Here is a 13,490-nt window from a genome sequence, read left to right as displayed (position 1 = left end):
TCTATCCGATTTTTGGGCAAAAGCACGCGTTGCAAAAGCGCATTGGAATACAAAAACAATTACGAGGAAGCGTACTGGGAAATGAACAGGCATATGAGCTGGATGCGATAAAAGCGATGAGGTTGAAAACATCCAAATTTAAGCGCCTTTAACCCACAATATCAACGCTCATGCCCGGCATTCATGTTTTTTACCAAACCGGCCTACCGACTCGACTTCATGGCTTTGACAGTTTTCATTTCTTCGTCCTTCACAAATTGCTTGTATTCAGGCGTATCACAGCCATAAATCGCTATCTTCCCTTCTTCGTTGTTGTGAACGCCCCAGCCGTAGCGTTTCGTAAGCGGGGATGCGCGCATGCAAGCCTGTCCTTTGGAGAAGAACTGCTTTCTTGCCTCTTCCAGTTCGCTTGCCGTCAAGTCTTTTCGCTCGGCAAAAACCTGGAATAGCACGTCATCAGATGTGAACTTATAGGGATTTTTGCTGATCATATCGTACTGGATGCCCGCAATCGTCTTGCCATCGCCTTTCATTGGCGGCACTTCCCCGGATGAAGCCGGACAGTCGTCGGCCACTTCGACGAATGTGTTTTCGTAGTTGGTGGTGTGTACTTTCATTTCAAATCCGTTTTTTGAAACGCAAAATAAGCACCCTGGTGACAACCTTATGTCAGCAGGGTTCATTATTTTGGTCAAACAGGTTGCCCGGACAGTTACGCAACCATTTCAGCCTCCGCAAAGTCCTGCACCCGGCGCATATCCTTGTACGCCCATTCTGCCATTGCATTGATCACCGTTTCAAGCTCCCGACCACCGTCGGTGAGCGTATAGGTAACATACGGCGGCACTACCGGTTTTGCCTCCCGGATCAGTAACCGATCATTTTCCAACTGTTTTAAATGCTGAATCAGCATTTTTTCGGTAATATGCGGCATCGCTTTCTTAATCTCACTATATCGCTTGCTGCCGGCAAGGAGGTGGTACAGAATAATGGGTTTCCAGTGGCCACCGATCTTGTTCATGACATAGGTGACGGGACATTCCTGCATCACGATTTCACGATTGGCATTATAGGTTGAATTTTCCTTGATCTTAGTCATACATACTTTCGGGTAAGTACTTGTCAAAAAGTAAGTACAAATATAATTTTGCTGCATCAAAAAACAATTATAGGACATGAAATATATCATCACAGGATCTTTGGGCAACATCAGTCTGCCCGTTACACAGAATTTGATCAAAGCCGGTCACGAAGTACTCGTCATCAGCAGCAATGCGGGTAAAAAAGAACAGATAGAAAGTCTGGGTGCAGAGGCAGCCATCGGATCTGTGCGGGATACCGCGTTCCTGGAATCCGCATTCAAAGGCGGTGACATCGCTTACCTGATGATACCCAGCGATTTTGCACTGGCCGACTATGGCGCATTCCAGCTTGAAGTTGCGGATAAGTACGTACAGGCGGTTCAATCGGCAGGTATCAGGCGCATCGTACTCCTGAGCAGCATCGGCTCACACCTGCGTAAGGGTGCGGGACCGATCGATGCATTGGGTTATCTCGAAGAAAAGCTCGCCGGCATTCCGGATTTGCAGCTGAAAATCCTTCGTCCTTCTTACTTCTTCAGTAACCTTTACAGCCAGATCGGACTGATCAAAAACGCGGGCATTGCCGGAAGCAATTTTGGGAACACGGGCGAAAAACTGGTCCTCACCGACACCGACGACATTGCCAAAGCGGCCACAGAAGCGTTATTAACACCATTTACCGAGACCGAAACCATCATTTATATCGCCAGCGACGAACGCGATCCGTCGGAAATTGCGTCGGTGTTAGGTGCATCCGTGGGTAAAGAAGGAACTCCGTGGATTACTTTCTCTGATGAGGATGCGTATAATGGCATGGTACAGGCAGGCTTGAATGATGTCTTCGCACGTCTCTACATGGAAATGGGCCAGGCGCTACGCAACGGCACGATGCAGGAAGATTACTGGAAAAAACGGCCTGAAATCACCAGCACCTTCAAACTCGAAGATTTCGCAAAGCGGTTTGCAGGGGCGTATGCAGCGAGTTGACAATTTGAAGAGTGCGGTCGGATTAGCGGCCGCGCTTTTCAAATATTGTTTATAAAACTGGTCATCGTGACGATTTTGGTATTGCCAAAATGCACCAATTCCAACAAATCCGCGTCGCCCGTTATGAGTGCATCGGCCTGGGAATCGATCGCCAAGAAACTAATCCAAAAGGTTTGTATCGATGATGACCTTTGCAGGACTATCCGACATATCGCTTCGCTCTTTCCAGTTCAACCTCGGCAGTAATTTCTTCCAAAGTCGGGGTTGAGTCAGATTGAGAATGAAGCTTGTTCATGGTAGAAATGAAACCGGATTCTTTCGGTTTCTGAATAGAAATAAGATCCATGTCTTCCAAGTCTTGCAAAAACTTGGCAGCTTTCGGGTTTAATATGTTGATTACCATGGTGTCCACTGCTTAAATATAGCGAAAACCCAGGTAGTGTAGCTGCGCCTTTACTCAAAATGTCGCCGCCATCAAAATTCTCCTGAACGGGTAAAAGACAGGAGTTTTGATGAAATGTTGACGCAGCAGATCTCTATAATCCTGCACAAAACGGTCCCGTATTTCCTCGCCCAACCTTTCCAGGTAAGGGATCAAAGCCGTACCGGATACCCATTCCAGCAGGGCATTTACATCCGGAAGCACCAATGGGTACACTTTCTCAAACACATGGATCGATTTAGCGTCGTTTTCGAAAAGCAACTCCGAATAATCTTCAATCCCCAGCACTGGTGACAATCGGTCCCAGCCCTGCAGCATTGTTGTATATCGTTCCCGCTCGGCCAATTCATGCAGTAGGCGGTTCGAAATATTGCGGTGCTGGTTCGGCATCTGAATCAGCAACTGCCCGCCCGGACGGATAGCGGCAATCAGTTTCGGAAACAACGACGCGTGGTCGGGCACCCATTGAATCGCCGCATTCGAGAAGATGACATCCCATGGCTGTCCGCTGGCCAGCAAACCGTCTATCGAAATGCATTCGAACCGCAGCCGTTCGGTCGCTAACACTGCCGATTTTTCCAGCATTTCCCGGGAAGAATCCACGCCCAAAACATGAGCACCCGGCAACGCCGCCGCCAGATGCTGCGTCAGTTCGCCGGTGCCGCAGCCCAGATCGACCGCATCGGAAACGGATTTGCGTTCCAGCATTGCCAGCAAGTCAAAAAACGGGGCGGAACGTTCTGTTTTGAATTGATTATAGATATTTGGATTCCAGGCCATTCTGCTATGATTTGATAGGTTTTCAGACAAAATTCGCCTTGTAAATCTAACACCGGTTGTCAGACTTACAAGGTATACTGCAAGGGTCATTTGCGGCAGGATCCGGCTTGTTACCAGTAGCTGGCCGTTCAAGACTGCCTTTTAAATATATGTAATCAACTGTATACTTATTGATGATGGTTAAAATAAGTGCCCACTGCTGGCTTAGCGCTCTTGCATTCCTCATTTGCATCGCCTCACATGCCCAACACGCCGACAATCAATACGCCGAAGCCACGCTGGTCATGAAAAAAGCCGATGGTTTCAGGGGTATCTGGTATATGAATCAGCCTTCGAATGACGAGTATGTTTACAAATATTCGGGCGGCTTAGCCGTTTATCCCGCCAATCACCGGCCATTTGCGGTCTACGCCAAAGCTGTTGACAAAACATTCTTCTGTTTTGGCGGCACCGACAGTACCAATTCCACTTTGCTCCACAACGTATCTTACTTCGACCATAAAACCGGAAAAGTTGCTAATCCGCTGACCATTCTCGACAAAAAAACGACGGACGCGCACGACAACCCGGTCATTTCGCTCGACGACCAGGGTTATGTCTGGATATTCTCGACCTCGCACGGCATTTCGCGTCCGTCCTACATTCATAAAAGCAAAAAGCCTTTTGATATCAGCGGCTTTGAGACGGTCCGTGCAACCGAACTCGTGAACGGAACGGGGAAGCCTTTCAACAATTTCTCCTATTTCCAGGTGTATCCCGTCAAAGGCAAGGGCTTTATTGCATTGTTTACCAAATACAATCAGAAAGGACAGCGAGTGATCGGCTTCAACACAACCCGCGACGGTGTACAATGGAGTGAATGGAAAGTACTGGCACACATCGAGGAAGGACATTACCAGATCAGCGCGGAGCAAAACGGAAAAATCGGTGTGGCATTCGACTATCACCCCAAAGGCAAAGGACTGAACTACCGTACGAACCTGCATTATCTCGAAACTGCCGATTTTGGCCAGACCTGGAAGACCATCGACGGTGAAATCGCCCAATTACCGCTAACCGATCCGCAAAACCCCGCGAGGGTGCATGACTATGCGAGCGAGAAAAAGAATTGCTACCTGCTGGACATCACTTTCGACCGGAAAGGGAAACCCGCCATCCTCATCATTTCAAGCAAAGGTTATGAAGCCGGCCCTGCCAACGGTCCGCGAGAATGGACATTGTACCGGCCTGGAAGAAAAGGCTGGGAAGGGAACGTCGTCACCACATCCGACAATAACTATGACATGGGCTCTGTTTATGCAGAACCGAAAAACGTTTTCCGTGTGATCGGCCCGAGTGTCGATGGCCCGCAGGCTTACAATCCCGGAGGCGAGGTAGCCATGTGGCGGAGCAATAACGGCGGCAAACAATGGCGTTTGGAAAAACAGCTTACCCGGAATAGCCCGATGAACCATTCCTACGTACGCAAGCCCATGCAAGCGCAACCCGATTTTTACGCGATCTGGGCCGATGGCCACGGGCGCAAGCCGTCAGAATCGCATATTTACATAACCAATGCGAATGGGGATGTTTTCAGATTGCCGCGGAGTGGAAGGGAAGAAATGCTTACGCCTGAACTGGTCAAATGACCGTATTAGCTGGTGATAACACCAGCTAAGGCGTAATGACCGTATTGGCTGCTGACAATACCAGCTAAGGCGCAATAATCGTAACTGGTCAAATGACCATATTCGCTGGTGATAACACCAGCTAAGGCGTAGACGTAAATGACCGAATTGGCTGGTGATAACACCAGCTAAGGCGTACTGGAAACTGGTAAATGAACATGCCGTAGCCCGTGAATATGCTGGCTACGGCATGCTTTAATTAATTATGGCATTACTGCCCCTGACGTTTCTTTTTCGAATGATCGACGATCGCGCCGGTACCCGCCCCTACGCCCGCACCGATCAGACTACCGATCAATGCGCCTTCGGCACGTTTCTTATTGACGATCGCTCCGGTAATCGCCCCGGTACCTGCTCCTACCACCGCGCCCTTGGCGGTGTGGCTCCATTTCTTTTTGGCCGGTGCAGGTGCCGCGGCACTCACAGCCGCCTGGTTGTGGCTTGTTGCCTCATTTTTCTCATTTTCTTCCCACTTTTCGGCCTCCTCTCGTTGCGCCTGAAGGGTATTCATAGAGTCTATGATCGCCTGCTTCTCCATGGCTACACGCATGGAATCGATGGTCTTTTGCTGTGATTTCAGTAACGCTTCCTGTTTGTCGGAGTGCGAGTTACAGGCTGTCAGAATCGAGGCAGCGAGTAACATTGAAATAATCACTTTCATCTTTGGTGTTGGATGGTTCTGTTCGGTGATGAGCCAAAACCGTGCCAACCTGACAATTTCCAGGCTCTTAATCTGCAAAAAAGAACATGCCGACACCGGGACACGTCATAACCTAATAACAATGAGTATATTATCGCAAACAATCCGCTTTAAGTAACCAAATAGCACATCACGTTTCACCAACCGCTGTCAACCATGAAAAAGTCTGCTCTTCTCATCGCCATTGCCTTGGTTTCTTACGCCGTTAGGGCACAAAATGCGGATTATTCTTTTCAAAAACGCAACAGCATTCAGCTCTCGACTGGTGGCAGGGAGGATTTCTTTGTACCGCTTTCTATTCAATACGAAAGGATCCTTTTCCAGGGACGTCACCTGGCGTGGAACATGAACGTCGGCGGGATGTGGCAGCCCCTGGGAAATAGCACCCAAAAAGTTGCCATTCTCGATTTCGGGACTGTCAGCCTTGGAGAAAAGCATCACTGGGAAGCGGGAACTCAGGTGATGTTGCAGGACAAGCGCAGTGTCCATCATTACAACGATCAGAAGCTGGTCGGCAAATCGGCCTCCTGGTACACTGCCCTGCGTGTCGGCTACCGCCACCAGCCTGTGAACGGTAAATGGCTGGTACGGATCAATGCGCTCTTCCCCGTTGCCTATGATTCCAAAAGAATCAGTTGGAGTAGATCTTACAAAATTCAGAATGTGTTGATCCCGTGGCCAACGGTGTCGGTAGGAAGGGCTTTTTAATAAATCTTCAGCCCACGCTACCGCTTAATAATAAACCATTGAGGGCCTTTGAATTCCTTCCTAAATTGTAGAAATAGCTTGACACCGAACCAACCACCTCTTTATGGAAGGAATTATTAACGACGACCTGAACCAGCAATCGCAGCGCCGCGGCCAAAACAACTCCCAGCCTTTTTACACAAAGGGCACCAGGGTACGCATCGTCGGTGCAGAATATCAAAATCGCATATTGTGGTATATCGCCGACGACGGCAACAAGGTGATTGGCAACAAAGTGGAACTGAATGCGTATTCGGGCCTTTCGGACCTTGACAAATCCAACTTTTTCATTTGCTACCGCGCCCACAATGCAGGCATCCCGATCATCGATATGGCCGATGCGCCGAACAAGCTCTTTTTCGCCAACCTCCCTCCTTCCCCGAACCGCGATTTCCGGGTCACAGAACTGTTCCCGGAGGTATGGGCTACGGGCGTGACACAGGCTGTGAGCAGGTTGCCGGAATCGAGAAAACACGTTTTTGTTTACATTCACGGGTTCGACTGGGAACCAGGCCTCAAACTGGAACTTGTGCCCCAATTCGTCCAAAGCTACCTCGCACACCCCAAAAATAGCGTGGCGAATGTGCTTTACTTCGGCTGGCCGTCCTACGGCTGGCGCAAAAAAGCCGACGACCGCTCGATCGGTTACGGCGAGCAGTTTACGCGAAATGGATTGTTTGAATATTTTGAAGTGCTCTCACGAAAGCTGAAAGAAGCAGGCAAAACGCTGAACCTTGTCGTGCATTCATTCGGCCATCAATTGCTGAACGGCATGATCAATCCGGGCGACGGCCATACCATTCCGACAGGCATTTTCGAGAACATCTTCCTCATGGCCCCGGACGTGACGCACCTGGCCGTGCAGCAGGGAGGCGTGCAGCTGAGAAATATGCGGAGAAAATTCAAAGGCCCGCATTTTCATTACAATTACACGCCGCTGAAACAGCTCGGCAAGCACGTGCACATTTATTACGACCCGAGCGACTACCTGCTGTATGTGAGCTCCAAACAGTTTAACCTGAACGAAAACACCGCCAGCTTTGATCCTCGTCCCGATGCCGAAGGCCTGACGGCCGATTTTCGTAACCTGGGCTCTTACGGCGACGAAATCTTCAAACAAGATCCTAATCTAAAACTCGAAGAAGGTTTTAATTTCCATAATGTGCTGGATATCATTAACGAAAGCACCGATCCCGCGCCGGATCCCCTGTATTACGGTTTCCTGGACAACGACGACGAGGCGATGATGAAAGCAAGGACTGGCGATTACAGCAGCATTAACCTGCTCAAAACCTTCTGGGAGAAGGATTTTCTGATGAAGCACCACGCATACCTTTTCAGTTGCAGGCCTGTTGTATCGCACGTTTTGAAACAACTCGAAGGAGCAACCGTTCAACCGCCGGTTCCGGAAGAAGAAGCGCCGATTGCGTAAAATTTCTCAGCATTCAAGGTACTTGCATGACAGTGCCTTGAATGCATTTCACGGGGCAATGCGGCGCGGCTTCCAACCAAGTTCCACGCATTTTGGTCTTCGAACTACCTCACATTCTCCCTCTTAAAGCTATGAAGACCTCTCTACCGATTCTCGCGCTTCTTCTGATCCTGGGTTGCAAAAAGGACGAACCAACGCCCATGTCCTTCGACGATTTTTCATTTGTAGCACCATCCAGCTGGAAGAAATTCGAGGCGCAGGGCTACGATTCCAAAGTAGGCGGCATTACCAACGGAAAAGACACGCTCCGGTACGACATGGGCATGTACTCCTACCCTTTCACCAAAGAAACCGATGCGACCCATTACCGCACCGAATCCATCCAAAGCGGCTATAAAACCCTCACCGTCAGACCAAAAACACCCGGAAAAGGATTGATCGGCCTGTATATGAAAGTCGATGATTTCCGGAAACTCAGCATTTATGGCCGGAGCAAAAACGAGGATGTAATTTTGGAGATTTTGGCTTCGGTGAAGATACTTTGAAAGGTTGGGAGGCATTATGACATTATCGCTGCTTGGTGGGCACCCAAACCTCCGCCCCTGGCTCCTTGCCCGTTGTCAGTTCGATCAGCGACAACAAATATTCATTTTCAGGCTCGCCGCTTTGCTTCACCATTTGACGAAACGCCGCCTCGCCCGCCGGGAAAATTGCCGTGAGGTCCAGCTTCCATGCGCCGCTTTCTTTATGAAACTCAAATGCGAGCGGCGTTTTCTGCCCACGCACCAAAAGTTCTCCCGAAGCGAAATTCCCATTCACTTTCACGACACCCACCTCATTGTTCATCACAGAACTCTTCCCTACCATACCCATTTTAATGGCCGTTACCAGCAACTGCTTGCCGTTTGTGGTCATAATCTCCTCTTTCGAAATGCGGTGGCGAATGATCAGGATCATCAGTTTATCCATCAAAGAAGACTTATCGACCTGCAACGAATCCGCTGTTTTCACCATTTCCAGAATACTGCCATAGTAGGCTATCGTCTTCGTATCAACCTGTTCGACAGCTTCCCCACCTTTGTCCGGATTTATAAGCGTTAAATGTGTTTTTGACTTTCACCTCCTCGGTCTGCTGCGCGGTGGTCAGCACTGGTATCAGAAACAGGAGTAAAAAGGTAATCCGGGAAAAATACTTCATTGGTGTTGTTTGGAGTTAAAAATAGGGCGCGAAGATAGACGGATTGCGTTAAAAAGTGACTTTTGGAAAATAGTTAAGCTCGTTCAAGCACCCGTTTCAAATGCAAATTCCTCTTCTGCAAGAATCTTCTCATGTAACTCTCCAAATATAACTTATCAAAAAGCGCACCTAAAATACCAAACGGTGTCTCGTATTGAAATAGGTCGGTCATCATCGTAAAGCCATTTCCCTCGGCAAAATGATGTTCATGACGCATGCTTTTGAAAGCGCCTTTCAGCATTTTGTCTTCAAAAAATGTCGGTTCGATCATTCTGCTGATTTCCACGGTAAGCCGCTGCCTGATACCGAGGTGCCGCGCCTCCCATGTGACGATATCGCCCGCTTCGAATAACCCGGTCATTCTCCCGGCAATCACCTTCTCATTCGTACCTATTGCTGATGACAAATGCGCATCTACGCTCCGTGCGGCGTCAAAACACGCATTTATAGGAGCATGGATCGATGTGGTCAAATGGATAGTCGCCATTATTATTTCAAATGCTTTAACTCCTTTCCATTCCAAACACCCTTATAAGTCTCATTAAGTCCCTGAATTTCAATCCAAAAACTCTGATCTGCGACTTTGTACTCCGACTTAATGGCATTGTCGCTTTCATCAAGAAATTCGTAACCATAATGAAATGGTAATTCCTCGCTCACGAAACGCGTTTTGATCCCGCCATTTTGCAGGTCGAAAACGGCGATGTGGAAATGTTCGGGATAGCCTTTGTCGGCGTACATTTCGTAGCCCATTTCTTGCGAAGCTACCATGAAAAGTTGTTTGTGATACACCAGCGGATATCGGTAATCGACGGTATGAGGCCGGAAATCGGTATAGTAGCGCTTGCCGTCAATCAGCAAGGCATAGCACATATCAAAAGAATACTTTTCGACGCCATCGACTTTTTGCCGATAAACCTGATTGTGAAAAATGGTGTCAACCACAGCCATAGACGGATTGGTCAGTCTACCGGCTACATTAGTTAAGTCTTTCAAATTCTTTGACTTAAAAAGCAAAATACCGCCCGACTGCGGATATAGAAGCGATAAATTCGGATCAGGCCTTTGCATGAAAGTCTGAGGCGGTATTTCCGTTTTCACTTCCGCAAGCGCCTTCGCATTCGTGCTTGCAGGCGTGTAGGAGCCATTTTGGATATTAAAATTAAACGGTGCTACAACAAACTCCTGGGCCAGCGCCTGGTGGGCACGACTAGTTATTAGTATTGATATAAAACAGAACACAAACCGCGCCCATCGCGGCGCCACTTTACAATATCCAGTCATTTGAGTAAGCTGTAACCGATCGACTTGCAAGCTAGCCAGTTCTTTCACTTCGCGATTAAAAAGCAATGAAAAATTATCGCAAAGCTTGATTGACGTCCGGCAAACCCTAAATTTGATCAACCAAAAATGAAACACCTGATGAAAACTACGTTCACACTTTTACTCCTGTTCGCGGCCTCGCTTTGCTGGGCCCAACTTCCCAAACCTGACGATATTCCGACCTCCAATGGTCCGCTCAAAATCCAGCCGCTCAACCACGCCACGCTCGCATTGACCTGGAACGGCAAAACCATTTACGCCGACCCGTACCAGGGTGATAAGACCTTCAAAGGCATCGCCAAACCCGACCTGATCGTGATCACCGACATCCACGGCGACCATTTCGACCCAACCTCGCTCGACGCCCTCGACTTGGCGAACACCATCATCGTGGCCCCACAAGCCGTAGTCGATAAAATGTCCGACGCATTGAAAGCCAAAACCACCGTCCTCGCCAATGGCCAAACCACGGAAAAGCTCGGCATTAGCATCACCGCCGTCCCAATGTACAACCTCCCCGAAACCGCAGATTCACGCCACACCAAAGGCCGCGGTAACGGCTATATCCTCAAATTGGGCGGCAAATCGGTTTACCTCAGCGGCGACACATCGGGCATCCCGGAAATCAAAGCCTTGAAAAATATTGATGTGGCGTTTGTTTGCATGAATTTGCCTTATACGATGGATATTAACGAGGCTGCCACTACCGTTTTGGCATTCAAACCGAAGGTGGTTTATCCTTACCATTATCGCGGGCAGAATGGTTTTAGCGACACCGAGGCATTTAAGAAATTGGTGAATGAGAAGGATAGCAAGATTGATGTGCGGGTTAGGGATTGGTATACGGTGAAGTGACATTGGGTATGCGCTTCGACCGCCCGCCTTCGACTCCGCTCAGGCTGACAATGTGCGTAATGTCAGCCTGAGCGAACAGGGCCGCCCGGCGGTCGAAGACAGTCCATACCGAACAACGCCCCCTCCCTCCAATCTCCGAAGGGATTTTTTTGTGCGTAAATGTTACCAATTTTTGGTACTTTTATTAAATCAGCGACTCAGCACGATTTATCATGACGAAGAACACATCCATTTCCATCGGTCCTCATTTTGACACATTCATTCAAAATCAAATTGAAACCGGCCGTTATGCCTCCACGAGTGAGGTTGTAAGGGCTGGTCTGCGCTTGCTTGAAAGAGAAGAAGAAAAATTGAAGCTTTTGAGACAGGCATTAGCAGAAGGCGAGCAAAGCGGCTGGGCGGAAGACTTCGACCCGGAGGAATTTAAAGCCAGAATGCGGGCAAAAAGAAAATCGTAAATGGGATTATATCGCCTGGCTCGTCGAGCCGAATCAGACTTAGAGGATATTTGGGATTATACCGAAAACACTTGGTCGGTGGAGCAGGCGGAAAAGTATCTTGACGGATTATTCAGTTGCTTCCAAGCCATTGCGGACGGCAAAGCGAAGGCCAAACCAATCGACGCGATTCGCAAAGGGTATTATAAAACCCTTTGTGTCAAGCATAATATCTTCTTCCGAAAGTCCTCGGATTACGTCATCGAAATTATCCGCATTCTTCATGTGAGCATGGATGTCGAGCTCCATCTTTGACCTTCGAAGGGATTTTTCATTTCCCAGTGGTATCAATCACAAAACCATCGGTAATAGTGTCAAGCAATCATTTCACTGCAAATTATCCTGACACTTTCCCAATGAACATTTTCCGAACAACACGCAACGTCGCATTACTAACCCTCCTGCCCTTCGTAACCTTCTCCCAAATCGCCCTGCGCCCGAAACCGAAACCCGGCTTTGAAACCCGCATTAAAACCTACGTCGATCATCTCGAAATCGTCGATACCCACGAGCATTTGATGGAAGAAGCCGACGTGCCGAAAGAAGGGCCGATCGACTTTATGCATTTGCTTTTTCATTATGCCGATGACGATATTAAATCCGCCGGAATGGGCAAGCCGGAATTCGCCGAGCTGCTGACCGACAAATACACCGTGATCGAGAAATGGAAGCGGATCAAGCCGTTTTTCGAAGCATCCAAAAACACCGCGTATAACCGTACCGTACTGCTGGCGATCGACAGGCTTTATGGCATGAAGGACCTCAACGATTCGACGGTGTTGCTGCTTTCGCAAAAGCTGCGCGAATCTTACAATGGCAAATGGTACGATTATGTGCTGAAAAACCGTGCGAAGATCAAATATGCGATCCAGGACGTCGAGAAAAGCCGCTCGGCGAACCCGATGTTCAGGTATGTGGAGAAGTTCGATGCCTTCATCCGCATTCATTCCAAACAGGAAGTGCTCGCGCTCGGTAAGGAGTACAATGCGCCCGTTTCCGACCTCGATTCCTACATTGCGATCCTCGCCGGGGCGTTTCAGGAGGCGATGGGCCGGGGCATTATCGGCGTCAAATCGGCATTGGCCTACCACCGGACGTTGAAGTACGAAGACACGCCCAAGTCCGTCGCCGACAGCGTTTTCGCGAGACTCATGAACAGTCCGGGCGATAAAACCTTCGCATTCAACGACGTAAAACCATTCCAGGACTACGTCATGCACCAGATCATCCAGCTCGTCCGCAAGAACAACATTCCGTTTCAGTTCCATACCGGCCTGCAATCCGGCGACGGCAACATCATCGACAATGCCAACCCGTCGCACCTCGCCAACCTCTTCCTCCAATACCGCGATGTGAAATTCGTCCTCTTCCACGGCGGCTTCCCGTACGGCGGCATCCTCTCCACGCAGGCGAAGGCATTCCGCAACGTCTACATCGACATGTGCTGGTCGGCCATCATCTCGCCCTCATACAGTGAGCGCTACCTCCACGAATGGCTCGAAACCGTCCCCGCGAACAAAATCATGGCATTCGGCGGCGATTACCACAACGTCGAAGGCACGTACGCACATTCGCTCATCGCTAGGGCTATCGTCTCAAAAGTGTTGAGTGAAAAGGTCCGCGACGCTTATCTGACGGAGGCCGAGGCGATAGATATCGCGCGGAGGCTGCTGAGGGATAATGCGATTGAGTTGTTTAAGATTAAGTAGGGGTTCTTTCGGTAGGGCTCGCCTTCGACTAC

The 13,490-nt window shown here is 49.1% G+C and carries 16 protein-coding genes; 9 read left to right on the top strand and 7 right to left on the bottom strand.

The window, feature by feature from the left end; translation table 11 throughout:
• Nucleotides 1-203 precede the first annotated feature (203 nt).
• Nucleotides 204-617 carry a DUF6157 family protein gene (locus BP71_RS03140; RefSeq protein WP_496376506.1) on the bottom strand — a complete coding sequence of 138 codons (414 nt, stop codon included), beginning with the start codon at nucleotides 615-617 and terminating at the stop codon, nucleotides 204-206.
• A gap of 95 nt (nucleotides 618-712) precedes the next feature.
• A complete protein-coding gene (locus BP71_RS03135) occupies nucleotides 713-1,099 on the bottom strand; it encodes a winged helix-turn-helix transcriptional regulator (protein WP_496376504.1) in 387 nt (128 codons plus the stop codon).
• A 76-nt stretch (nucleotides 1,100-1,175) separates the two neighbouring features.
• Between BP71_RS03135 and BP71_RS03130 the strand changes: the two genes are divergently transcribed.
• Nucleotides 1,176-2,069, top strand: coding sequence for an SDR family oxidoreductase (locus tag BP71_RS03130; RefSeq protein ID WP_496376502.1), 894 nt, complete (start codon nucleotides 1,176-1,178; stop codon nucleotides 2,067-2,069).
• 457 nt (nucleotides 2,070-2,526) lie between these two features.
• On the opposite strand, the gene BP71_RS03125 is transcribed toward BP71_RS03130, so the two are convergent.
• On the bottom strand, nucleotides 2,527-3,291 hold the full coding sequence (locus BP71_RS03125; RefSeq protein WP_496376500.1) for a methyltransferase domain-containing protein: 765 nt from the start codon (nucleotides 3,289-3,291) through the stop codon (nucleotides 2,527-2,529).
• Nucleotides 3,292-3,464: 173 nt separating this feature from the next.
• On the opposite strand from BP71_RS03125, the gene BP71_RS03120 reads away from it, so the two are divergent.
• Complete coding sequence (locus BP71_RS03120) at nucleotides 3,465-4,919, top strand: BNR-4 repeat-containing protein (protein ID WP_496376498.1); 1,455 nt, start codon at nucleotides 3,465-3,467, stop codon at nucleotides 4,917-4,919.
• Nucleotides 4,920-5,169: 250 nt separating this feature from the next.
• Here the strand turns inward: BP71_RS03120 and BP71_RS03115 are convergent, their stop codons facing one another.
• Nucleotides 5,170-5,619, bottom strand: a complete 450-nt coding sequence (locus tag BP71_RS03115) for a glycine zipper family protein (protein ID WP_496376496.1) — start codon at nucleotides 5,617-5,619, stop codon at nucleotides 5,170-5,172.
• Nucleotides 5,620-5,814: 195 nt separating this feature from the next.
• Here BP71_RS03115 and BP71_RS03110 point away from each other — a divergent pair, with 195 nt between their 5' ends.
• The 3 genes from BP71_RS03110 to BP71_RS03100 all read left to right on the top strand — a co-directional run bounded on the left by BP71_RS03110 (nucleotide 5,815) and on the right by BP71_RS03100 (nucleotide 8,382).
• Complete coding sequence (locus tag BP71_RS03110; RefSeq protein ID WP_496376494.1) at nucleotides 5,815-6,366, top strand: hypothetical protein; 552 nt, start codon at nucleotides 5,815-5,817, stop codon at nucleotides 6,364-6,366.
• Between the two features lie 103 nt (nucleotides 6,367-6,469).
• Nucleotides 6,470-7,837 (top strand): alpha/beta hydrolase, encoded by a 1,368-nt coding sequence (locus tag BP71_RS03105; RefSeq protein ID WP_496376492.1) that lies wholly within the window; start codon nucleotides 6,470-6,472, stop codon nucleotides 7,835-7,837.
• 131 nt (nucleotides 7,838-7,968) lie between these two features.
• On the top strand, nucleotides 7,969-8,382 hold the full coding sequence (locus tag BP71_RS03100) for a hypothetical protein (RefSeq protein ID WP_496376490.1): 414 nt from the start codon (nucleotides 7,969-7,971) through the stop codon (nucleotides 8,380-8,382).
• 22 nt (nucleotides 8,383-8,404) lie between these two features.
• Here the strand turns inward: BP71_RS03100 and BP71_RS03095 are convergent, their stop codons facing one another.
• The 3 genes from BP71_RS03095 to BP71_RS03085 form a co-directional block, all read right to left on the bottom strand.
• On the bottom strand, nucleotides 8,405-8,851 hold the full coding sequence (locus BP71_RS03095) for a hypothetical protein (RefSeq protein ID WP_496376488.1): 447 nt from the start codon (nucleotides 8,849-8,851) through the stop codon (nucleotides 8,405-8,407).
• A 257-nt stretch (nucleotides 8,852-9,108) separates the two neighbouring features.
• Nucleotides 9,109-9,561, bottom strand: a complete 453-nt coding sequence (locus BP71_RS03090) for an SRPBCC family protein (RefSeq protein ID WP_496376486.1) — start codon at nucleotides 9,559-9,561, stop codon at nucleotides 9,109-9,111.
• 2 nt (nucleotides 9,562-9,563) lie between these two features.
• A complete protein-coding gene (locus BP71_RS03085) occupies nucleotides 9,564-10,358 on the bottom strand; it encodes a hypothetical protein (protein WP_496376484.1) in 795 nt (264 codons plus the stop codon).
• A gap of 138 nt (nucleotides 10,359-10,496) precedes the next feature.
• On the opposite strand from BP71_RS03085, the gene BP71_RS03080 reads away from it, so the two are divergent.
• From BP71_RS03080 to BP71_RS03065, 4 genes are all read left to right on the top strand, one after another.
• The gene (locus BP71_RS03080) at nucleotides 10,497-11,252 is read left to right on the top strand and encodes an MBL fold metallo-hydrolase (protein ID WP_496376482.1); all 756 of its coding nucleotides are present in this window, start codon (nucleotides 10,497-10,499) and stop codon (nucleotides 11,250-11,252) included.
• Between the two features lie 212 nt (nucleotides 11,253-11,464).
• Complete coding sequence (locus BP71_RS03075; protein ID WP_496376480.1) at nucleotides 11,465-11,710, top strand: type II toxin-antitoxin system ParD family antitoxin; 246 nt, start codon at nucleotides 11,465-11,467, stop codon at nucleotides 11,708-11,710.
• On the top strand, nucleotides 11,711-12,004 hold the full coding sequence (locus BP71_RS03070) for a type II toxin-antitoxin system RelE/ParE family toxin (protein ID WP_496376478.1): 294 nt from the start codon (nucleotides 11,711-11,713) through the stop codon (nucleotides 12,002-12,004).
• A 101-nt stretch (nucleotides 12,005-12,105) separates the two neighbouring features.
• On the top strand, nucleotides 12,106-13,458 hold the full coding sequence (locus BP71_RS03065; protein ID WP_496376476.1) for an amidohydrolase family protein: 1,353 nt from the start codon (nucleotides 12,106-12,108) through the stop codon (nucleotides 13,456-13,458).
• The last annotated feature ends 32 nt before the right edge of the window (nucleotides 13,459-13,490 follow it).

Source organism: Dyadobacter ginsengisoli DSM 21015, assembly GCF_059568735.1.
Note: the sequence above shows the minus strand (reverse complement) of the source record. Positions and strands in the feature narration are given on the sequence as shown.